Origin of the sequence: Sphingomonas sp. OTU376 (assembly GCF_038440415.1) — a bacterium.
Taxonomy (GTDB): domain Bacteria; phylum Pseudomonadota; class Alphaproteobacteria; order Sphingomonadales; family Sphingomonadaceae; genus Sphingomonas; species Sphingomonas kyeonggiensis_A.
In genome coordinates, this window is record NZ_JASATQ010000046.1 from 14,924 (window position 1) to 34,372 (window position 19,449).

At 66.7% G+C, this 19,449-nt stretch carries 23 protein-coding genes; 9 read left to right on the forward strand and 14 right to left on the reverse strand.

Annotated features, from left to right (window positions below):
• The first annotated feature begins 64 nt into the window (after window positions 1-64).
• The gene (locus AAHM44_RS17375; RefSeq protein ID WP_269572701.1) at window positions 65-679 is read left to right on the forward strand and encodes a hypothetical protein; all 615 of its coding nucleotides are present in this window, start codon (window positions 65-67) and stop codon (window positions 677-679) included.
• Here the strand turns inward: AAHM44_RS17375 and AAHM44_RS17380 are convergent.
• A complete protein-coding gene (locus AAHM44_RS17380) occupies window positions 648-2,102 on the reverse strand; it encodes an alpha/beta hydrolase (protein ID WP_342250773.1) in 1,455 nt (484 codons plus the stop codon). The genes AAHM44_RS17375 and AAHM44_RS17380 overlap by 32 nt on opposite strands.
• Window positions 2,103-2,231: 129 nt before the next feature.
• Between AAHM44_RS17380 and AAHM44_RS17385 the strand changes: the two genes are divergently transcribed.
• The gene (locus tag AAHM44_RS17385) at window positions 2,232-3,512 is read left to right on the forward strand and encodes an alkaline phosphatase family protein (RefSeq protein ID WP_269572703.1); all 1,281 of its coding nucleotides are present in this window, start codon (window positions 2,232-2,234) and stop codon (window positions 3,510-3,512) included.
• A 172-nt stretch (window positions 3,513-3,684) separates the two neighbouring features.
• The gene (locus AAHM44_RS17390; RefSeq protein ID WP_269572704.1) at window positions 3,685-4,140 is read left to right on the forward strand and encodes a MaoC family dehydratase; all 456 of its coding nucleotides are present in this window, start codon (window positions 3,685-3,687) and stop codon (window positions 4,138-4,140) included.
• Between the two features lie 135 nt (window positions 4,141-4,275).
• On the opposite strand, the gene AAHM44_RS17395 is transcribed toward AAHM44_RS17390, so the two are convergent.
• From AAHM44_RS17395 to petA, 4 genes are all read right to left on the reverse strand, one after another.
• Window positions 4,276-4,806 (reverse strand): adenine phosphoribosyltransferase, encoded by a 531-nt coding sequence (locus tag AAHM44_RS17395; protein WP_184169003.1) that lies wholly within the window; start codon window positions 4,804-4,806, stop codon window positions 4,276-4,278.
• Between the two features lie 99 nt (window positions 4,807-4,905).
• Window positions 4,906-5,742 (reverse strand): cytochrome c1, encoded by an 837-nt coding sequence (locus AAHM44_RS17400; protein WP_184169004.1) that lies wholly within the window; start codon window positions 5,740-5,742, stop codon window positions 4,906-4,908.
• A gap of 15 nt (window positions 5,743-5,757) precedes the next feature.
• Window positions 5,758-7,017 carry a cytochrome b gene (locus tag AAHM44_RS17405; protein ID WP_184169005.1) on the reverse strand — a complete coding sequence of 420 codons (1,260 nt, stop codon included), beginning with the start codon at window positions 7,015-7,017 and terminating at the stop codon, window positions 5,758-5,760.
• A 12-nt stretch (window positions 7,018-7,029) separates the two neighbouring features.
• Window positions 7,030-7,578, reverse strand: coding sequence for a ubiquinol-cytochrome c reductase iron-sulfur subunit (gene petA / locus AAHM44_RS17410; RefSeq protein ID WP_184169006.1), 549 nt, complete (start codon window positions 7,576-7,578; stop codon window positions 7,030-7,032).
• 202 nt (window positions 7,579-7,780) lie between these two features.
• On the opposite strand from petA, the gene AAHM44_RS17415 reads away from it, so the two are divergent.
• The 3 genes from AAHM44_RS17415 to AAHM44_RS17425 all read left to right on the forward strand — a co-directional run bounded on the left by AAHM44_RS17415 (window position 7,781) and on the right by AAHM44_RS17425 (window position 9,811).
• On the forward strand, window positions 7,781-8,233 hold the full coding sequence (locus tag AAHM44_RS17415) for a tRNA (cytidine(34)-2'-O)-methyltransferase (RefSeq protein WP_184169007.1): 453 nt from the start codon (window positions 7,781-7,783) through the stop codon (window positions 8,231-8,233).
• A complete protein-coding gene (hemF, locus tag AAHM44_RS17420) occupies window positions 8,230-9,084 on the forward strand; it encodes an oxygen-dependent coproporphyrinogen oxidase (RefSeq protein ID WP_342250774.1) in 855 nt (284 codons plus the stop codon). Before AAHM44_RS17415 ends, hemF begins: the two co-directional genes overlap by 4 nt.
• Window positions 9,085-9,211: 127 nt before the next feature.
• Entirely contained in the window at window positions 9,212-9,811 is a 600-nt protein-coding gene (locus AAHM44_RS17425) for a GNAT family N-acetyltransferase (protein ID WP_342250775.1), read from the forward strand.
• Here AAHM44_RS17425 and AAHM44_RS17430 read toward each other — a convergent pair.
• Window positions 9,775-10,515, reverse strand: coding sequence for a hypothetical protein (locus AAHM44_RS17430; protein WP_269572709.1), 741 nt, complete (start codon window positions 10,513-10,515; stop codon window positions 9,775-9,777). The genes AAHM44_RS17425 and AAHM44_RS17430 overlap by 37 nt on opposite strands.
• Window positions 10,512-11,345, reverse strand: coding sequence for a glycerophosphoryl diester phosphodiesterase membrane domain-containing protein (locus tag AAHM44_RS17435; RefSeq protein ID WP_269572710.1), 834 nt, complete (start codon window positions 11,343-11,345; stop codon window positions 10,512-10,514). The genes AAHM44_RS17430 and AAHM44_RS17435 overlap by 4 nt, the downstream gene beginning before the upstream one ends.
• 93 nt (window positions 11,346-11,438) lie before the next feature.
• Here AAHM44_RS17435 and lipB point away from each other — a divergent pair, with 93 nt between their 5' ends.
• From lipB to AAHM44_RS17450, 3 genes are all read left to right on the forward strand, one after another.
• Entirely contained in the window at window positions 11,439-12,083 is a 645-nt protein-coding gene (gene lipB, locus AAHM44_RS17440) for a lipoyl(octanoyl) transferase LipB (RefSeq protein ID WP_269572711.1), read from the forward strand.
• 114 nt (window positions 12,084-12,197) lie between these two features.
• Window positions 12,198-12,434, forward strand: a complete 237-nt coding sequence (locus AAHM44_RS17445; RefSeq protein ID WP_269572712.1) for a hypothetical protein — start codon at window positions 12,198-12,200, stop codon at window positions 12,432-12,434.
• Between the two features lie 191 nt (window positions 12,435-12,625).
• The gene (locus tag AAHM44_RS17450) at window positions 12,626-13,306 is read left to right on the forward strand and encodes a hypothetical protein (RefSeq protein WP_269572713.1); all 681 of its coding nucleotides are present in this window, start codon (window positions 12,626-12,628) and stop codon (window positions 13,304-13,306) included.
• A gap of 163 nt (window positions 13,307-13,469) precedes the next feature.
• Here AAHM44_RS17450 and queE read toward each other — a convergent pair whose 3' ends face one another.
• The 7 genes from queE to AAHM44_RS17485 form a co-directional block, all read right to left on the reverse strand.
• Entirely contained in the window at window positions 13,470-14,102 is a 633-nt protein-coding gene (gene queE / locus AAHM44_RS17455) for a 7-carboxy-7-deazaguanine synthase (protein WP_342250776.1), read from the reverse strand.
• Between the two features lies 1 nt (window position 14,103).
• Window positions 14,104-14,787: a 7-cyano-7-deazaguanine synthase QueC gene (gene queC / locus AAHM44_RS17460; RefSeq protein WP_342250777.1), complete on the reverse strand. Its 684-nt coding sequence runs from the start codon at window positions 14,785-14,787 to the stop codon at window positions 14,104-14,106.
• Window positions 14,788-14,950: 163 nt separating this feature from the next.
• A complete protein-coding gene (locus AAHM44_RS17465; RefSeq protein ID WP_342250778.1) occupies window positions 14,951-15,361 on the reverse strand; it encodes a hypothetical protein in 411 nt (136 codons plus the stop codon).
• A 69-nt stretch (window positions 15,362-15,430) separates the two neighbouring features.
• On the reverse strand, window positions 15,431-16,357 hold the full coding sequence (locus AAHM44_RS17470) for an Hsp33 family molecular chaperone HslO (RefSeq protein WP_342250779.1): 927 nt from the start codon (window positions 16,355-16,357) through the stop codon (window positions 15,431-15,433).
• A 101-nt stretch (window positions 16,358-16,458) separates the two neighbouring features.
• The gene (locus AAHM44_RS17475) at window positions 16,459-16,872 is read right to left on the reverse strand and encodes a hypothetical protein (RefSeq protein ID WP_342250780.1); all 414 of its coding nucleotides are present in this window, start codon (window positions 16,870-16,872) and stop codon (window positions 16,459-16,461) included.
• Between the two features lie 10 nt (window positions 16,873-16,882).
• Complete coding sequence (gene argF, locus AAHM44_RS17480; protein ID WP_342250781.1) at window positions 16,883-17,803, reverse strand: ornithine carbamoyltransferase; 921 nt, start codon at window positions 17,801-17,803, stop codon at window positions 16,883-16,885.
• Between the two features lie 177 nt (window positions 17,804-17,980).
• Window positions 17,981-19,177 (reverse strand): aspartate aminotransferase family protein, encoded by a 1,197-nt coding sequence (locus AAHM44_RS17485; protein WP_269572719.1) that lies wholly within the window; start codon window positions 19,175-19,177, stop codon window positions 17,981-17,983.
• Between the last annotated feature and the right edge of the window lie 272 nt (window positions 19,178-19,449).

Sequence of the window (19,449 nt, forward strand, 5' to 3'; positions counted from 1 at the left end):
ACCGCGGGCGGGTTCGCGACGGCACGGCTTGCGCTTGCGGTGGCACGCGGGCCAGATATGCGCCATGCGCCGCCCCTCCCCCGTCCCCGTCCTTCGCCAGCTGGGCATCGTCTCGGGTTTCGCGGTGGCGGGGCTGAGCCTGGCCTATCTGCTGGTGCTGGCGATCGGGCTGGCGACGCTGCCCGAGCGCGACGCGCCGATCGGCCAGCCCTGGTTCGGGGCGATGGAAATACTGATCCTGTTGCTGGTGCCGTTCCTGCTCGGGCTCGCCACCGCCGTGCGCGGCACCGGGCTGGCGCCGCGCTTCACCCGGCCCGCCTTGCCCCTGATGGCCGCCGCGCTGGCGTTGACCAGCGTGGTGCATCTGTCGATCCTGGCACTTGGGGCAGAGGACGCCTTCGCCTGGCCGAGCCTGCCCTATATGCTCGACATCCTCGCCTGGGACGGCTTCTTCGCGGTTGCCGTGCTGCTGATGGCGCCGGCGTTTCGCGGCGAGGTCACAATCTACCGGCTGCTGCTCGGCAGCGGCGCACTGGCGCTGCTCGGACTGCTCGGGCCACTGAGCGGAGTGATGCCGCTGCGGATGATCGGGGTGATCGGCTATGCGCTAGTGTTCCCGATCGCGGCGGCGCTGATCGCGCGCTGGTTCAGCCGGTGGCGGCCGGCAGCGCAAAGCTGACCGGCGCGGCATCGACCCGGCCGGGCAGCGCCGGCATCGTTCCGTCGCGCAGGAAGCGCATCGTCGCCGCATCGAGATCGGGATGATCGCGCAGCAGCCGGCCATTGTGCTGGCCGCGATGCACGATCAGCGTGCGGGCATTGGGAAACCAGGGCAGCACGTCCACCAGATTCTCGACCGGGGTGTTGGCGTCCCAATCGCCCTGGACGAACAGGATCGGGGTCTCGTCGCGCACCGGCAGACGGAAGGCGTCGCCAAGATCGGCGGTGGCCCAGGCATCGGCGGTAGCGGCATAGGAAGCGAAATTCCACGGGCCGAGCATGTCGAGCGCCGGGTCCGCCTGGATCTGCGCCCAGCGCGCCGCAGTGACGCCGGTTGCAGTGTCGATCAACGGGCCGATCAGCGCGGTGGTGCTGGCCTTGCGGGTCTCGGCTTCCTCGGCGGCCCAGGCCTGGTAGCGGCCATGATAGGCGTCGATCACAAAGGCCGGCCATTTGCTCGCATCGACGACATGGCTGAACAGCGCGCGCTGATAGTCGCCAAGGCCCAGCACCACCTTGCCGGTGCCGGGCAGCTCGACGGTAACCGGCGCGGCGGCGAGGCGATCGCGCACCGTGCGCGCCGCCGCGATCAGCCCGCCTTTGGGAATGAAGGGCTTGAGCGCCGGATCCTGCTCGGCCTCGAAGGCGACGCGCTGCATCACCGCGAAGACATGGGCCGGCATGTCGTACCCGTTGGCGAGCGGCTCAACCAGGGAGATCAGCCCGCGCGCCACCGTGCCCGGATGGCGCTTGAGCACGGCAAAGGCCCATTGCGAGCCGAAGCTGGCGGCGGTGAGGCTGATCCGGTCATAGCCGAGCGCGCGGCGGACCGCATCGACATCATCGGCGCATTCGGCGATCGTGTAGCCGGCCAGGTCGTGCCCCGGATTGGCGGCCACCGCCCCTTCGGCCAGCTTGCGCGTGACCGCGATCTCGTCCTCGATCCGGCTGGGCCGGTCGAGCGGGGCGGCGGGATAGCGCAGCTCGAGCATGTCGCCGCGCAGCGTGTAGCCGCGCTGTTCGACGATCACGAGGTCGTTGGTCTCGGCATGGTCGAGCCACATGCGCAGCCGGCGCTTCGCGCGCGGGCTGGGATCGCCGAGCGTGTCGAGCAGGGTGACGCCAGGGCCGCCGACGAGGAGGAAGATCGGCGGCTGGTTGCTCGGCTTCGTCGCCTTGATCCGCAGCACGCCGACCGTGATGCGCTTGCCGTCGGGCTTCGCGCGATTTTCGGGAACGGTGATCGCCCCGACCTCGTAGCGGACCGGGCTGCCGTCCGAGGCGGTCTCGGTGCCGGGGGCGAGGGTGAGCGGGCTCTGCGCCGCCGCGGGCGGTGCCGCCGCCAGGCCAACCGCGAAGACCAATCCGAGCAGCAGCCGCATCCACCCCTCCCCCGTTTCGAGCATCGTGACGCAGCCAAAATGAACGGGAGGTTAGCCGGCGATTTGCTCGTCCCGTCCCGTCGATGATACGACTTACCGCCGCAACATTTTGCTGTCAGGGGCCCCGACATGCGCTGGTATTCGAAGATCGCCGCCGCGGCCCTTGCCGCCGTCCTCCAGGCCTGTGCCACGGCACCCGTCGCCGCACCGCCGCCCGCCGTGGCACCGGCGGTTACCGAGCAGCGCGCGCCGGTGACGATCCTCGTCTCGATCGACGGCTTCCGCAGCGATTATCTCGATCGCGGGGTGACGCCGAACCTGTCGCGGCTGGCGGGGGGCGGCGCGACCGGGATCATGCACCCGAGCTTCCCGTCCAAGACCTTCCCCAATCACTGGACGCTGGTGACCGGCCTCTATCCCGACCATCACGGCATCACCGCCAACAAGATGGAGGACACGGCGCGGCCGAAGGAAGTCTTCACCATGCAGAGCGACGACCCGTTCTGGTGGAACGAAGCGATGCCGATCTGGGTGGACGCGGAGAAGGCGGGCATCCGCACCGGCACCGAATTCTGGCCGGGATCGAACGTCGCGGTGGGCGGCGTGAAGGCCGACAAATGGCCGTACAAGATCGAAGGCGGCACGCGGCCGAGCGACTGGGCGCAGTTCAACCAGGTCATCACCGGCGAGCAGCGCGTGAACGCGATCCTCGACTGGCTGCGGCGGCCCGCTTCGATCCGGCCGAAGTTCCTGACGCTCTATTTCGACACGGTCGACAGCGCCGGCCATAGCTACGGCCCCGACGACAAGCGCACGACGGCGGCGGCTGCCGATGTCGACAAGCGGATCGGCGAGCTGGTCGACGGGCTCGCCGCCTTGGGCCAGCCGGCGAACCTGGTGATCGTCGCCGACCACGGCATGGCGCAGGTCAGCGGCAAGCGCGCCATCTCGATCAACAACCTGGTGAAGGCCGAGGATTACCATTTGGTCGAATCCGGCCCCTATCTCAGCCTGATCCCGACCCCGGGGCGCGAGGCCGTGGTCGAGAAGGCCCTGCTCGGCAAGCACGACCATTTCGAATGCTGGCGCAAGGCCGAGATCCCGGCGCGCTTCCATTACGGCACCAATCCGCGCGTGCCGGCGATCTTCTGCCTGGCCGAGACCGGCTGGCAGGTCGGCGAGAAGGATATCGATCCCGACCAGATCGGCGGCAATCACGGCTTCGACAATCTCTCGCCCGAGATGAACGCGCTGTTCGTCGCCAATGGCCCGGCCTTCCGGGCGGGGACGACGGTGCAGCCCTTCGTCAATGTCGACATCTATCCACTGCTGCGCGACCTGATCGGCCTGCCGCCCAAGGCCGGGGTGGACGGGAATGACGCGCCGTTCCGGGATGTGCTGGTTCGGTAGGTTTGAGTCATCGCCCTGGCTGCTCCCCGGCGAAAGCCGGGGTCCAGGGTCACAGGCGATACGGCAGAGAAACCCTGGGCCCCGGCGTTCGCCGGGGGACTGAAGAGATTTGACGCCCCCCTCTCACAAAGGAGGGCTTGCGCCCGATCGGTTTTCATCCGAAACTGATTGCATGCTCTATTGGGAAGACATGCAGGTCGGCAAGAAGCGGAGCTTCGGCCGTTATGAGGTCACGCGCGAGGAGGTGCTCGAGTTCGCGCGCAAATATGACCCTCAGCCCTTCCATCTCGACGACGCGGCGGCGGCGCAGACGCATTTCAAGCGGCTGGCGGCGAGCGGCTGGCACACCTGCGCGATGACGATGGCGATGACGGTCGCCGAGATGTCGGTGGTACCCCAGGCGAGCCTGGGCGCGGCGGGGATCGACGAGCTGCGCTGGCTCAAGCCGGTCTATCCCGGCGACGTGCTCCGGGTCGAGACCGAGGTGCTGGAAGTGACCCCCTCGCGCAGCCGGCCCGAGATGGGCAGCCTGAAGAACCAGACCACCACCTTCAACCAGCATGACGAGCCGGTGCTGCGGTTCACCGGGCTGGTGCTGATGCGGCGGCGGCCGGCGGAGCAGGCTTAGCTCCCCTCCCTGCAAGGGAGGGGCCGGGGGTGGGTGGATGACCGCGTTACGGCCGCCATTCCACCCAGCCCAACAGTATCGCCAAGCCTCCACCCACCCCTAGCCCCTCCCTTCCAGGGAGGGGAATTCAGGGGATCAATGCCCGTCGAACGCCACCAGCGCATGCACCGCGATGCCATCGCTGCGCAGCGCGTCGGCGCCGCCCAGCTCGGGCAGGTCGACGACGAACGAGGCCTGGACGACTTCGGCACCGGCCTTCTTGAGCAGGCGCACCGCGGCACGGGCGGTGCCACCGGTGGCGATCAGGTCGTCGACGAGCAGCACGCGGGCGCCCGGGGCCAGTGCATCGGCATGGATGGCGATCCGGTCAGTGCCGTACTCGAGCGCATAATCCTCGGCGATCGTCGCGCCCGGCAGCTTGCCGTCCTTGCGGACCAGCAGCATGCCCGCGCCAAGCTTCACCGCCAGCGCCGCGCCGAACAGGAAGCCGCGCGCCTCGATGCCCGCGACCAGGTCGATCTTGCCTTCCACGGCCGCCGCCATGCGGTCGATCGTGAGCGCCAGCCCCTCGGCATCGAGCAGCAAGGTGGTGATGTCGCGGAACATGATCCCCGGCTTGGGGAAATCGGGGATGGTCCGGATACGCTGCCGGATATCGTCATTCATCGAAACGGACCCTTCGAACACTGATCTGAACACAGCAATCCCGCCCGGGCCAAGCCAGGGCGGGATTGCGTTGCTTCGTCTTGTACCGCCGAAGCGGGATCAGTGCTTAACGCCTGCCCACACCGAGCGATAGGCGCCATAGGTCAGGAAGGCCGCAAAGATCAGGAAGCCGAGCACGGCGAAACCGGCCTGGCGGCGGGTCTCGAGCGTCGGCTCCGCGGTCCACACCAGGAAGGCCGAGACGTCCTTCGACATCTGGTCGACCGTGGCGCGGGTGCCGTCCGAATATTGAACCTGGCCGTCCTGCGTCAGGGGCGGCGGCATCGCGATGTTGAGGTTCGCGAAATAGGGGTTGAAGTGCATGCCGTCCGGCGTCTTGGCGAATTCCGGGAACTTGGCCAGCGCCTCGGCCGAGGGCTTCTTGTCGTAGCCGGTCAGCAGCGAGTGGACATAGGCCGCGCCGTCATGCCGCGCCTTGGTGATCAGGCTGAGGTCCGGCGGGGTGCCGGTGCCCGGATAATAGACCTTGGGGAAGCGATCCGAGGGCACGTTGTCACGCTCGCCCCAGGTGCCGCCCTTCTCGTCGAACACCGGCTGCTTGGTGCCCCAGTCCTTGGCGATCTTCTTCACCTCGGCCTCGCTGTAGCCCAGGTCCTTCAGGTTGCGGAAGGAAACCAGGTTGAGCGAGTGGCATGTCGAGCAGACGTCCTTGTAGACGAGGAAGCCGCGCTGGAGCTGGGCGCGGTCGAACTTGCCGAACGGCCCGTCCGAGGCGAGCTTCAGCTCCTCCGGATGCTTGTGCATGGCGTGCTCGGCGGTTTCCGCCGGCGGTTCCTTGATGACGCCGCGGACCGAGCCGTAGAGCGCGATCAGCAGCACGACGATGAAGGCACCGCCGACCAGGAACTTGATCGATTTGATGAACAGCGAAGTCATGGTTCCTGGTCCCCCTTACGCGCCGGTCTTGGCCAGCACGGCCTCGGTGATCGAGCCCGGCAGCGGCTTCGGCGTCTCGATGCTCGAGATGATCGGCACGATGATCAGGAAGTGTGCGAAGTAATAGGCCGCCGCGATCTGGCTGACGATCACGTAGAGCGGCTCGGCCGGCGAGCCGCCGCAATAGCCGAGCACCAGCACGTCGAACACCAGCACCCAGAACGCCACCTTGTACATCGGGCGATAGGCACCCGAACGCACCGGCGACTTGTCGAGCCAGGGCAGGAAGAACAGCAGCAGGATCGAGCCGAACATCGCCAGCACGCCCCACAGCTTCGCCGGGAGGATGAAGTCCGCGGTGAAGGCGCGCAGGATCGCGTAGAACGGCCAGAAATACCATTCGGGGACGATGTGCGCCGGGGTGGAGAGCGGGTTCGCCGGGATATAGTTGTCCGGGTGGCCCAGATAGTCCGGCGCGAAGAAGATCAGCACCGAGAACAGGATCAGGAACACCACCACGCCCAGGCCGTCCTTCGCCGTGTAATACGGGTGGAACGGCACGGTATCCTGCTCGCCCTTCACTTCCACGCCGGTCGGGTTCGACGAACCCGGGATGTGGAGCGCCCAGATGTGGAGGATCACGGCGCCCGCGATCACGAAGGGCAGCAGATAGTGGAGCGAGAAGAAGCGGTTCAGCGCGGCATCGTCCGGCGCATAGCCGCCGAGCAGCCATACGCGGATCCAGTCGCCGGCCACCGGGATCGCCGAGAAGAAGCCGGTGATCACCTGCGCCCCCCAGAAGCTCATCTGCCCCCAGGGGAGCACATAGCCCATGAAGGCGGTGGCCATCAGCAGCAGGAAAATCACCACGCCGAGCAGCCACACCATCTCGCGCGGCGCCTTGTACGACCCGTAATAGAGGCCGCGGAACATGTGGATGTAGATCACCACGAAGAACATCGAGGCGCCGTTCGCGTGGGCGAAGCGCAGGAACCAGCCCGCGTTCACGTCGCGCATGATGCCCACATTCACGCTCTCGAACGCGCCTGCGGCCGAGGAGTGGAAGTGCATCGCCAGCACGATGCCGGTGATCAGCTGACAGACCAGCGCGACCCCGGCGAGCACGCCGAAGTTCCACCAGTAGTTGAGATTGCGCGGCACCGGATAGCCGGCGCCGACGGCGTTGTAGACGAAGCGCGGCAGGGGCAGACGCGAGTCCACCCACTGCATCACCGGGTTCTTAGGCTCATAATGCTTGGCCCAGGGAAAGCTCATCGCGCTCTATCCTCACCCAACCACGGCGATAGCGCCGTTGATGTTATATTTTGGAACCTCGAGGTTCTTCGGCGCCGGGCCCTGGCGGATGCGGCCGGCAGTGTCATAGGCCGAGCCATGGCAGGGGCAGAAATAGCCGCCGAACGGCCCGCGATTCTCGCCCTCGCCCGCGCCCAGCGGCACGCAGCCGAGATGGGTGCACACGCCCAGCGTGATCAGCCAGTTGGTGTGGTCCTTCGCCGTGCGCTGCTCGAGCGTCTGCGGATCGCGCAGCGACGAGACGGGCACCGCGTCCGCGGCGGCGATCTCGGCCGGCGTCAGGTTGCGCACGAACAAGGGCTGCTTGCGGAAGCTGGTCTTGATCGCCATGCCCGGCTCGATCTTCGACAGGTCCACCTCGGTGGTGGACTGCGCGAGCACATCGGCCGACGGGTTCATCGAATTGACCAGCGGCAGAACCACGACGCCCGCGCCCACAGCCGCGACCGAAACGGCGGCATATTGGAGATAATCGCGACGACGGGGATTCTCGGGACCGGCCAGATCGGCTTCAATTGCCATGTTTACCCCTTGCACTTCGGACTTGCCGCGGCGAACGCGCGGACAGAACGTAAAGCTCAACACGGGCGCTAAGGGCCCCCTCGTTGCCCTTCGATGTCCCCCGAATAGGCCAGCCGAGGTGATAGACGGCGGCTGCGCGCTTCCGCAACAGCCTTTTTCAGCGGCTTGTTACGCAAGGGAATAGAACGCTAGGAGCAAAGCCATGCGACTAGCCCTGTTCGAACCCGATATTGCCGGCAATGTTGGCGCCGTGCTGCGACTTGGAGCCTGTTTCGACACGCCCGTCGACCTGATCGAGCCGATGGGATTCGCGTGGAACGACGCGGCCTTGCGCCGCGCCGCCATGGATTATGGCGGCCAGGCCGATGTCGTGCGCCATGCCGATTTCCACGCATTCGCCGAGAAGCTGCCGGGCCGCGTGATCCTGTTCACCACGCGCGGATCGATTCCGCTCAACCAGGCGCGGTTCGAGCCGGGCGACACCCTGCTGTTCGGCTCCGAGGGCCGCGGCGCCCCCGATTATGTCCATGAACGCGCCGATCTCGCGGTGCGTATCCCGATCCGCGCGGGCCTGCGCTCGCTCAACCTAGCCGTGTCCGCGGGCATCTCGCTCGCCGAGGCACTGCGCCAGACCGATGGATTCCCCCCGCAATGATCGCACCCGACGAGCAGCAGCAGCGCGCCCGCGCCTGGTTCGAGGAACTGCGCACCGCGATCTGCACCGAATTCGAGGCGATCGAGGCCGAGGCCGGATCGGACGCCAGGTTCGACTATATCGCCTGGGACCGTACCGATCCCTCGGGCGAGCCCGGCGGCGGCGGCGTGCGCGGGGTGATGAAGGGCAAGGTGTTCGAGAAGGTGGGCGTGAACGTCTCCACCGTCGGTGGCAGCCTGGAAGGCGATTTCGCCAAGTCGATCCACGGCGCGGGCGAGGACCCGAAATTCTTCGCCACCGGCATCAGCCTGGTCGCGCACATGGCCAATCCGCATGTGCCGGCGGTGCACATGAACACGCGCTTCCTGACCACGACCAAGCGCTGGTTCGGTGGCGGGGCCGACCTAAATCCGCCGGTCCCGTACGAGGAAGACACCGCCGAATTCCATGCCGCGTTGCAGGCGGCCTGCGACGCGCATGACCCGGCGCATTATCCGCGCTTCAAGGCCTGGGCGGACGAGTATTTCCACATCCCCCACCGCAAGACGCATCGCGGGGTGGGCGGGATCTTCTACGATCACCTGGAAGGCGCCGGTGACGAAGGCTGGGAGGCGAATTTCGCCTTCACCCGGGATGTCGGCCGTGCGTTCCTCGACATCTATCCGCGCATCGTCCGCAAGCGGATGGGGATGGACTTCACGCCCGAGGACAAGCAGCGCCAGCTCGAATGGCGCGGCCGCTATGCCGAGTTCAACCTGATCTATGACCGGGGGACGCTGTTCGGGCTCAAGACCGGCGGCAATATCGACGCGATCCTGATGAGCCTGCCCCCGATGGCGGCGTGGTCGTGATTCACGCTGCTCTCCCTCCTCTCGTCATCCCCGCGCAGGCGGGGATCCAGGGTTGCAGAGCGACGTCCTTCGTGACTCTGGATCCCCGCCTGCGCGGGGATGACGGAGTGTGGGACAAGGCCAGCACATGGGCCTGATCCCGGTCGCCGACGACCAGATCGCCACCGTAGTCACCGCGCTCGAGATGCTGGCGCGGCCGCGGCCCCGCCCGCTGCCCGATTCGCCGCTGCGGCTGGTGCGCTGGCCGGCGCCCGACCCGGCCAAGTACCGCGCGCTGTTCCGCCGCGTCGGCGAGCCCTGGCTGTGGTTCTCGCGGCTGGTGATGGCGGAGGACCGGCTGGTCTCGATCATCCAGGACCCGAAGGTGCATGTGTTTGCGGTGGTCGACCGCGCCGGCATCGAGGTGGGCATGCTCGAGCTCGACTTCCGGGTCGAGGCGACCTGCGAGCTGGGGTTCGTGGGTCTCATTCCCGAGCTGGCCGGCAAGGGCCATGGCGGCTGGCTGATGGCGCATGCGCTGATGCTCGCCTGGACGCCCGAGGTCACCCGCGTCTGGGTGCACACCTGCACGCTCGATTCGCCCGGCGCGCTCGGCTTCTACCGCAAGCATGGCTTCGTCCCCTACAAGCGCACGGTGGAGACCTTCGCCGATCCGCGGCTGGCGGGCGTGCTGGCGGCGGATGCCGCGCCTCAGATCCCCTGCCTGGGCGCGCCGGCGAGCCGATAGGCGGCGACGCGGATCAGCGCGAGCGCGGCCCAGGCCGCCCCGCCGATCAGCGCGCTGACCAGCCAGGATACCGGCGCGATCGCCTGCACGCCGCCGATCAGGCCGGCGATCGTGCCGAGGATGCCCCCGGCGATCAGCACCAGTCCCAGTGCCAGGAAGAAGATCATCGAGGCGAGGCCGAGCAGCGCGAAGCCGGTCACCCCGGCGCTGCGCCGCCAGCCTTCGCGGAAGGCGCCCAGGATTCCGATCGCGGGATCGGCCGCGAAGGCCGGGCCGGCCAGCCAGGTGCGCACCAGCATGTAGAGGCCAGGAATCACGAACAGCGACAGGCCGAAGGAAAAGAGCAGCCCGGCGATCGTGTTGAGCACGAAGAAGGCGCCGAAGCGCTTGAGCGCGAGCAGCAGCACCTGCCCCAGGGTGCGGCCGTCACCGCGCAGGAACAGGTTGAAGATCGCGAAGCTGCCGAAATCCATCACCAGGCTGATCGCCAGGATGGTCAGCAGGTTTGCGTCGTAAAAGGCCATGATGGCCTCGCGCAGCTTCTCGGCGTCCTGGGTGGCGGGCAGCTGCAGCCCCGATACGAGCAGCACCGCGCCGAGCATCGGCACGACGAAGAACATGCCCGCCAGGGCGATCAGCAGCTCGCGCTCGGCGCGGAACAGGGAGACGGCATCGAGGAAGATGCCGCGGCTGGTGAGGCTCATGCGAGGATCAGCCCCTCGCGAAGCCCGGCCTCGGCCGTGAGCGCGAGATAGAGCTTGGCGGCGAAGGCCGGGACCAGCACGGTGAAGCCGGTCTGCACCGCGGCGACGACGATCGAGGTGAGCACCCCGGCCAGCGAGATGCCGTCGGCCGCGCCGCCAGCGACCAGGGCGAAGATGCTGCCGAACACCATGTTGGCGGCCAGGATCGAGACCCAGGAGACCAGTGCGTAGAGCAGGATCACTCCGATCAGCGCCCAGGTCCTGCCGCGGGTGAGCTTCCACGACTGGCGCAGCGCCGAGAACATCCGCTTCTCGCGCACGATCACCGCATTGGTGACGAACAGGCGCGCGCCGAGCCACAGGATCAGCGCGACCAGCACCAGCAGGTAGAGCGCGATGCCGCCTGCCATCTGGGTGCTGAGCGAAGTCAGCTCGCCCCGCGCGATCGCCATCATGTCATAGCCGGCGAGCTGGAGCGCGATCGGGATCGGCATGGCGAGCACGAACATGCCGACGAACAGCGCGACCGAGACGATCAACGCCGGCAGCAGCCGCGCCCGGCCGATCGCGCCTGCGCCACGCGCCTCCGCCATGTCGAGCGCCATCGCGGTGATGGTGAGCGATCCCCAGAGCGACAGGATGCCGAAGGCGAGCTGGACGAGATAGAGCGACAGGACCAGCCCGGGGCCGGCGCTGGCCTTGGCCGCCTGGAAGCTGCCCTCGATCGAGGCGGGCACGAAAAAGGCGAGCAGCGCCACCGGCAGGATCGCCCCCAGATTGTCGCTCAGAAACTCCGCCGTCCGATCCCAGACGGTGCCCATCTTCGCCATGCGCCCGATGTCCTCCCTTTGCCGGGGTGTTAGCCCGCGCGCAGTTTATTGCCAATGCTTGCGGAATCGCCCGCGGATGCGCAATTCGCACGCATGACCAAGGATATCGAATGGCGGGTCGCGCCGGAGCCGATCGAATATGGCGCCGCGCTCGCCGAAATGGAGGCGCATGTCGCCGCGCTGACCGCCGGCACCGCCCCCGAACGGATCTGGCTGCTCGAGCATCCGCCCGTCTACACCGCCGGCACCAGCGCCACCGACGACAGCGAGCTGGTCGATGCGGCACGCTTCCCGGTGTTCCGCACCGGGCGCGGCGGGCGCTACACCTATCATGGCCCCGGCCAGCGCATCGGATATCTGATGCTCGACCTGCGGAACCGGAAGCGCGACGTGCGCGGCTATGTCCATGCCGTCGAGGGCTGGGTGATCGCGGCGCTGGGCGAACTGGGGATCGAAGCGTTCCGCGCGGAGGGCAGGATCGGCATCTGGACGCTCGACCAGGCCGGCCAGGAAGCCAAGATCGGCGCGATCGGCGTGCGGCTGCGCCAATGGGTGACGATGCACGGCTTTGCGATCAACCTGTCGCCGAACCTCAATGATTTCAATGGGATTGTACCCTGTGGCATCCCCGATTTCCCGGTCACCAGCGCCGAGGCGCTCGGCAGGCCGGTTACGCCCGGGCAATTCGATTCGGCACTGCGCGCCACATTTTTGCCATTTTTGAACGCTCTCTCGTGAGCGCAGGTCAAATCGAGTCTTGAGGGGTTTGCCCGAACCGTCTAATGTCCACTCCGGTTTGGGTATTAAACGGCGTATCCGTAATCCAGATCCATAATCTAGGGAGCTTTCTACATGCGTGCAGTCATTTCGAAGATCGTTGCAGGTTCGATGATCGCCGGCGCGGCCCTCCTGGCCTCGGCGTGCACCAGCAACGAGTCGACCAACGTGACCAACACCACCGAAGTCGTTCCGACCGAGAACGTGACCACCGACACGATGGTCACCAACATCGACGCCGCCGCCACCGAGAACGGCGCCGTGGTCGAGAACACCACCACCGTGACCACCAACACCACCAACGCGATGTAATTCGCGCTCGGTCGAGTGTTTGATGAAAGGGCCGTCCGGGCGACCGGGCGGCCTTTTTCTTTATGCTTTTCCTATGCTTTTGCGATGAAATGCCGCGATGGCACGGATGGACGGCAAAAAGGGGCTTCAACGCGGACTCGGAACACCGTAACCCGTTGCCACGGGGTTAACTGGTAGTTTTCGAGGGCAGCATGTTTGCTTCGCGTATCGCATTGATGCTGGCCGGGGGGATCGGCCTGTTCGTTTCCGCACCGGCTTCGGCGCAGTTCTTCCTCAAGCCCGCCAATCTGGAGAGCGGGCGCGTGACCGGTTCCGAGCCGGGCATGACCGGCCCGGCGCTGCCTGGCGCCACCCCGGTCGAGCTGCAGGCCGCGCTCGCCTGGAACCTGCGCGCCGCGCTGAACGTCGCCGCGCTCCAGTGCCAGTTCGAACCGACGCTGCTTTCGGTCGACAATTACAATTCGCTGATCAAGGATCACGCGATCGAGCTGCGGGACTCATACGCTACGCTCGAGAAATATTTTGCAAGAACGTACAAGAACAAGAAGCAGGGCCAGCTTGAACTCGACAAGTATGGCACCCGCATCTATTCGGGCTTCTCGACTGTTCAGGGCCAGCTTTCTTTCTGCCAGACTGCCGCCGCAATCGGCCATGATGCGGTGTTCGTGAAGCCTGGCAAGTTCAGCGAACTGGCGCAGGACCGCATCAAGGAACTGCGCGCGAGCCTCGGCCCCTGGGGCGAGCAGTATCGCCCGTCGGGCTATGTCGTCACCGGCATGTACGGCGTGAAGCTGCCGCCCTTCGGCAACGACAAGTGCTGGAAGAAGGGCCAGTACCAGGTCAAGAAGTGCGGCCCGCTGCTGCTCAACTGAGCTAGGCCAGCCCGCTCGGCAAATTTCGTCACCCCGGCCCTGTGCCGGGGCCCACTGGGCCTCTTACACATCGCTTCGAGCCCCTTGCTGCTCGCCTGCCTCGCGGTGGATCCCGGCACAAGGCCGGGATGACGGCTGGGGGCAGAGGCAACCGCCGGGAAAGTTACCGCAGCCCCAGCATCTTGTGCGTCTGCAGCGTCAGCCGCCATTTCGGCCGTTCCATCGCGAAGGCGATCGCGGCCTCGATATTCTCCTGCGCCGCCACGCTGTCCATCGGCTGAATCAGGAAATTGGCGAAGTCCCAGCCCTCGATCGCCGCGACATCGGTGCCCGGCTGCGGCCAGACCAGCTTGAGCTCGTCGCCCGAGCGCTGGACGACCTCGCTGCCCGCCTTGGGGCTGATGCACACCCAGTCGATGCCGGGATGCGCGGGAAGCGTGCCGTTGCTCTCGATCGCGATGCGGAAACCGCGGGCGTGGAGCGCATCGACCAGTGCGTCATCGACCTGCAGCATCGGCTCGCCGCCGGTGAGCACGACGAAGCGCTTCTCCGCCCCCTCGCCCCAGAAGCCGAGCACGGCGTCGGCCAGCGCATCGGCCGTGGCGAACTTGCCCCCGCCCAGACCGTCGGTGCCGACGAACTCGGTGTCGCAGAACTGGCAGATCGCGCTGGCGCGGTCCTGCTCGCGGCCGGTCCACAGATTGCAGCCGGCGAAGCGGACGAACACCGCGCGGGCGCCGGCATTTACCCCCTCGCCCTGCAGCGTGAGGAACATTTCCTTGACGCTATAGGTCACGTCAGGCCCTCGTTGCGTACTTCGTCGGATCGGCGATGCCCGCCTCTTCGAATCCCTTGGACCGCAACCGGCAGCTGTCGCACAGCCCGCAATGCACGCCACCCGGCGCCGGATCATAGCAGGACCAGCTGAGCCCCATATCGAGCCCGAGCCGCGCGCCCTCGCGGACGATATCGGCCTTGGTCATGTGCTGGAGCGGGGCGCGGATATGGAAGGGCTCGCCCTCCACCCCGGCCTTGGTCGCCAGTTCGGCGAGCCGCTCGAAACCCTCGATGAACTCGGTGCGGCAATCGGGATAGCCCGAATAATCGAGCGCGTTGACGCCGATATAGATGTCGCGGGCGCCCGAAGCCTCGGCCCAGCCGAGGGCGAGGCTGAGGAAGATGGTGTTGCGCGCGGGCACATAGGTGACCGGGATATCGTCGCCCACGCCGTCCTTCGGCACGTCGATATCGGCGGTGAGCGCCGAGCCGCCGAACGCGCGCAGGTCCATCGGCATCACCACATGGCGCTCGGCACCCAGAGTGGCGGCGATGCGGCGCGCGGCGGCCAGCTCGACCTGGTGACGCTGATTATAGTCGAAGGAAAGCGCGAACAGGCGATGCCCCGCCTCGCGCGCGAGCGCGGCCGAGATCATCGAATCGAGTCCGCCGGAAACCAGTACAATTGCAACGCTGTCGGTCATCGACGCGACCTACTCCGGTTTTTGCTGCATGGCAAAAACGACGCAAAATGGGCCGCCCGAGAGCGGCCCAGTTTATTGGGAAAACCCATGCCAGAGAGGAAAGTGCTCACGAGGAGCGATGCCACGGTAGCCCGGTAGCTGTGAAAGAAGCGTTAAGCCCGGTTCAGCCGCAGCTGCCGGGGGCGCGACGCCCTTCATATTCCTGCTCGAAGGGTGCACCATCCAGCACGCCCTGGGTTTCGATGCGGACCAGCCGCGGCGTCTCAACGGTTACCGTGGTGCGGCCCTTGCCGCGGCCGGTGCAGGTATAGACCACCGTCGCCTGGTGCGTGTCCTGGCTGACGACGAACTGCTCGCACGGTGCCGGGCCATGAGCGATCTGGATGAAGCTGTTCGGATTGGTGAAGCAGACCTTGCGCTCGGTGCCGAGCCGTTCCTTGAGCAGCCACTGGCCGCGCTCGATCTGCGTCAGGACCGACTGGGTTGCGGCGCGATGCGCCACCGCCGAGCCATCCCCGACCATCAACAGTGACGCGCCGGCAAGTGCCGCGCACATCATACGCCTGAACAACATCACAAGGTCCTCCCGTCACGGCCCCGAAGGCCCGCGCCCTTCGCACCGATATGGCGGTGTTGCAGCGAATTACAACGCCGGTGGAACGAAATCGCTGAGGTGAATCGAGAACTTGCTGGAGCAGAATGCGCAGTCGACGGTGATCACGCCGTTCTCGTCAGCCATTTCCGCGCGTTCCTCCTCGGGGAACTTGGAGAGCACCTGGGTGATGTAGTCCCCATCGCAGCGGCAATTGTTGGCGAGCGTCGAATCGGAGAGGATGCGCACCTCTTCCTCCTCGTTGAACAGCCGCCACACCAGGGACTCGAGCGGGATCGCCGGATCGGCGAGCTCGTCCACTCCCATGGTCATGCCGAGCGCCTCGACATGCTCCCACTCGGGATGATCCATGCGCGCATGCAGGCGCTCGCGCCCGGCTTCGCCTTCCGGCAGATGCTGGAGGAACAGGCCGCCCGCGACCCACTGGCCGCTGGTCTTGTCACGCTGGGCACCCAGGCGGACCACGGTCGGGATCTGCTCGGACTGGAGGAAATAGCTCTGCGCCGCCTCGGCCAGCGAAGCGGTGTCGAGCGGCACGATGCCCTGGTAGCGCTCATTGGTGGCCGGCTGGTCGAAGGTCACCGCCAGATGCCCCTTGTTGAACAGGGCGAAGAGCGACGGATTTTTGCCCAGTTGGGACAAGCGGAGGGAATCGAACTGCACATAGCCGCGCAGGTCGCCATTCTTGTAATCGCACACCAAGAGGTTGACGATTCCGCCCTGGGTCTGCGCCTGGAGGGTCAACTGGCCCTGCGCGTCCTTGAGCGTCGAGCCGAGCAGCGCGGCGAGCGTCAGCGCCTCGGCCAGCAGCCGCTCGATCACCGGAGGATAGGCATGCGCCGCCAGGATCTCGTCCAGCGCCGGCCCCAGCCGCGTGACGCGGCCACGGGTGTGGCGGGCCGGAATGGTGAAGCCGACCGCGCGATCGAGGTCGGTGGTGGGGGCGGTGTTGGTCACGTCGAAATCCTCGCTGCCCGGCGCATAGGCCGGGATGCCGCATGTGGCACGTATTTTCGGAAAGTTGCGCGCTATGTAGGGCGCCGCGGCGCCGAAGCAACTCAGCCGGCCTGCCCGCGCTCGCGGTGCATGAACCGCGTCAACCAATCGCCGCTCACCAGCGCCACGCCGACCGCCAGCGCGAGGATGCTCAGCAGCCACGCGCCGGCGCCGATCAGGACGCGGTCGTCGATCTCCGGATAGTTCGGGATATAGTCGGGCCGCGTCACCCAGACGACCAGCGAGCAGGCAGAACTGAGCAGGACAAGCCAGATCCCCAGCCGCTGCACCCAGCTTCCACGGCGATCGAAACGCGTCAGCACGAGCACCGTCAGCGGCGCCAGCGCACCACCGTCCCAGTTGAACTCGATATGGGCCAGCGCCCGCGCCAGCGGCACCCCGCCGAGCAGGAACCAGGCCCAGCGGACAAGCTGCGCCACCAGCAGAAGCGCGGCCGTGATCCGGATCGCGGTCACGGCCAGCACCTCAGCCGATCTGGCCGAAGCACCAGCGCAGTACCGCCTTCTGCGCATGGAGGCGGTTCTCCGCTTCCTGCCAGATCAGCGACTGGGGCCCGTCGATCACCGCGTCGACCACTTCCTCGCCGCGGTGGGCTGGCAGGCAGTGGAGGAACTTCGCGTTCGGCTTGGCGGCGGCCATCAGCGCCTCGGTCACCTGGAAGGGCATCATCGCGGCGAGCTTGGTCTCGGCATGGGCCTGGCCCATCGAGATCCAGGTATCGGTGACGATGATGTCGGCGCCCTCCACCGCTTCCTGCGGCGTGCCGACCACCTTCGCCCGGCCCTGGCCGCGCGCCACGTCCTCGTCCGACGGCTGATAGCCCTGCGGGCAGGCGGCGACCACGTCGAAGCCCATCAGCCCGCCGGCCTCCATGATCGAGGCGAGGACGTTGTTGCCGTCGCCCAGCCAGGCGACCTTGAGCCCCGGCAGCGCGAAGCAGGCCTCGAGGATCGTCTCCATGTCCGCCATGATCTGGCAGGGGTGCGAGGCATCGGTGAGGCCGTTGATCACCGGCACCGAGGCGTATTTCGCCATGTCGACCACCTTCTGGTGATCGTCGGTGCGGATCATGATCGCGTCGCAATAGCCCGAGAGGATGCGCGCGGTATCGGCGATCGTCTCGCCGCGGCCGAGCTGCATGCTGCCGGCGTCCATCACGATCGAGGTGCCGCCCAATTGGCGGATCGCCATGTCGAACGAGACGCGGGTCCGGGTCGAGTTCTTCTCGAACACCATCGCGAGGACGTGGCCGGCGAGCGGGGCGTCGGCATCGACCTTGCCCTTGGGCCAGCCGGCGCGCGCCTGCTTGCGGGCGATCGCATCGTCGAGCATCGCCTGGATGCCGGCGGTGCCGGCGTCGGACAGATCAAGGAAATGGCGGGTCATATTCAAATCCTCCCCCAGCTCGCCTGGGGGAGGGGGACCGCCGGCCGAAGGCCGGTGGTGGAGGGGCTGCGCCGAAGGCGCGGAAGGCCGCTCCATATCCACGCCGCTGCGCGGCGCCCCTCCACCATGCTGCGCATGGTCCCCCTCCCCGAGACAAGCTCGGGGAGGAATGGTTCTTCAGTCATCGCTCGGCGGGGCGAACGAACGCGCGCCTTCGCTCAGGCGCTCGATGCACTCGGCAATATGGTCCTCGTTGATCACCAGCGGCGGCAGCACGCGGAACACGTTCTCGCCGGCGGCGACGGTCAGCAGCCCGTGATTGTCGCGCAGATGCGCCACGAAATCGCGGCTGACCACCGAGTCCTTCATCTTGATGCCGAGCATCAGGCCCTTGCCGCGGATCTCCTCGAACAGGTGATCGTGATTGGGGATCATCTGCTCGAACGCCTGGCGCAGGCGGTCGCCCATCTTCTCGACATGCGGCAGGAAGTCGGGCTCGAGCATCACGTCGAGCACCGCCTGGCCGGCCGCCATGGCGAGCGGGTTGCCGCCATAGGTGGAGCCGTGCGTGCCGATCACCATGCCCTTGGCCGCTTCCTCGGTCGCCAGGCAGGCGCCGAGCGGGAAACCGCCACCGATGCCCTTGGCCACGGTCATGATGTCCGGCGTGATGCCGTAATGCTCATAGGCCCACATCTTGCCGGTGCGGCCATAGCCGCACTGGATCTCGTCGAGGATGAGCAGCAGGCCATGCTCGTCGCACGCCTTGCGCAGGCCCTGGATGAATTCCGGGGTGCCCGCGGTCATGCCGCCTTCGCCCTGCACCGTCTCGACCAGGAAGCCGGCGGTCTCGCCATCGATCTTGGCGAGCGCGCCCTCCAGATCGTTGAACTTCACATAGTCGAAGCCCGGCAGCAGCGGCTCGAAGCCGTCGCGCATCTTGGGCTGGTCGGTCGCGGAGATCGCGCCGATCGAACGGCCATGGAAGGCGTTCTTGAAGGTGATCAGCTTGTGGCGCTGCGGGTTGCCGTTGACATAGTGATAGCGGCGCGCGGTCTTGATCGCGCACTCGATCGCCTCGACCCCCGAATTGGTGAAGAACACCGTGTCGGCGAAGCTGACGTCGATGATCCGCTGGGCCAGCGCCTCGCCCTGGGGCGAGCCGTAGAGGTTCGACACATGCATCAGCGTGGCGACCTGGTCCTGCAGCACCTTGGTCAGGTGCGGATGGCCATGGCCGAGCGCGTTGACCGCGATGCCCGCGGCGAAGTCCAGATACTGCTCGCCGCGCTCGCCATAGAGATACACCCCCTCGCCTCGCACCGGCCGCACAGCGCACCGCGGGTAAACGGGCATGAGCGGGGTGATAGTCATGGGAACATACTCCTCTAGGAAAAGCTCGAAACGAGACTCCAGAAACGACAAAGGGCGGCCTATCGGGACCGCCCGAGGCGGGTGTTTACGTGGGGTGGCCGGGAGAGGTCAATAATCGTTTGGGCGAAGGGCATGCCGGGGCGTTATCGGCACAACCGCAAACGCCAAAACCGTCATTCCCGCGAAGGCGGGAATCCATTCAGGCTGGCGCTGCGGTCCCATCCAAGTTCAGCGCCAATGGATCTCCGCCTTCGCGGGGATGACGATGGAGA

Bases quoted from the DNA above. Each gene is read 5' to 3' on its own strand.
- AAHM44_RS17400 (WP_184169004.1), bottom strand. From the start codon at position 5,742: ATGACTTCGCTGTTCATCAAATCGATCAAGTTCCTGGTCGGCGGTGCC.
- argF (WP_342250781.1), bottom strand. From the start codon at position 17,803: ATGACCCGCCATTTCCTTGATCTGTCCGACGCCGGCACCGCCGGCATC.
- AAHM44_RS17405 (WP_184169005.1), bottom strand. From the start codon at position 7,017: ATGAGCTTTCCCTGGGCCAAGCATTATGAGCCTAAGAACCCGGTGATG.
- petA (WP_184169006.1), bottom strand. From the start codon at position 7,578: ATGGCAATTGAAGCCGATCTGGCCGGTCCCGAGAATCCCCGTCGTCGC.
- AAHM44_RS17425 (WP_342250775.1), top strand. From the start codon at position 9,212: ATGGGCCTGATCCCGGTCGCCGACGACCAGATCGCCACCGTAGTCACC.
- AAHM44_RS17375 (WP_269572701.1), top strand. From the start codon at position 65: ATGCGCCGCCCCTCCCCCGTCCCCGTCCTTCGCCAGCTGGGCATCGTC.
- hemF (WP_342250774.1), top strand. From the start codon at position 8,230: ATGATCGCACCCGACGAGCAGCAGCAGCGCGCCCGCGCCTGGTTCGAG.
- AAHM44_RS17380 (WP_342250773.1), bottom strand. From the start codon at position 2,102: ATGCGGCTGCTGCTCGGATTGGTCTTCGCGGTTGGCCTGGCGGCGGCA.
- AAHM44_RS17385 (WP_269572703.1), top strand. From the start codon at position 2,232: ATGCGCTGGTATTCGAAGATCGCCGCCGCGGCCCTTGCCGCCGTCCTC.
- AAHM44_RS17390 (WP_269572704.1), top strand. From the start codon at position 3,685: ATGCTCTATTGGGAAGACATGCAGGTCGGCAAGAAGCGGAGCTTCGGC.
- AAHM44_RS17415 (WP_184169007.1), top strand. From the start codon at position 7,781: ATGCGACTAGCCCTGTTCGAACCCGATATTGCCGGCAATGTTGGCGCC.
- lipB (WP_269572711.1), top strand. From the start codon at position 11,439: ATGACCAAGGATATCGAATGGCGGGTCGCGCCGGAGCCGATCGAATAT.
- AAHM44_RS17395 (WP_184169003.1), bottom strand. From the start codon at position 4,806: ATGAATGACGATATCCGGCAGCGTATCCGGACCATCCCCGATTTCCCC.
- AAHM44_RS17485 (WP_269572719.1), bottom strand. From the start codon at position 19,177: ATGACTATCACCCCGCTCATGCCCGTTTACCCGCGGTGCGCTGTGCGG.
- queC (WP_342250777.1), bottom strand. From the start codon at position 14,787: ATGACCGACAGCGTTGCAATTGTACTGGTTTCCGGCGGACTCGATTCG.
- AAHM44_RS17435 (WP_269572710.1), bottom strand. From the start codon at position 11,345: ATGGCGAAGATGGGCACCGTCTGGGATCGGACGGCGGAGTTTCTGAGC.
- AAHM44_RS17450 (WP_269572713.1), top strand. From the start codon at position 12,626: ATGTTTGCTTCGCGTATCGCATTGATGCTGGCCGGGGGGATCGGCCTG.
- AAHM44_RS17445 (WP_269572712.1), top strand. From the start codon at position 12,198: ATGCGTGCAGTCATTTCGAAGATCGTTGCAGGTTCGATGATCGCCGGC.
- AAHM44_RS17430 (WP_269572709.1), bottom strand. From the start codon at position 10,515: ATGAGCCTCACCAGCCGCGGCATCTTCCTCGATGCCGTCTCCCTGTTC.
- AAHM44_RS17465 (WP_342250778.1), bottom strand. From the start codon at position 15,361: ATGTTGTTCAGGCGTATGATGTGCGCGGCACTTGCCGGCGCGTCACTG.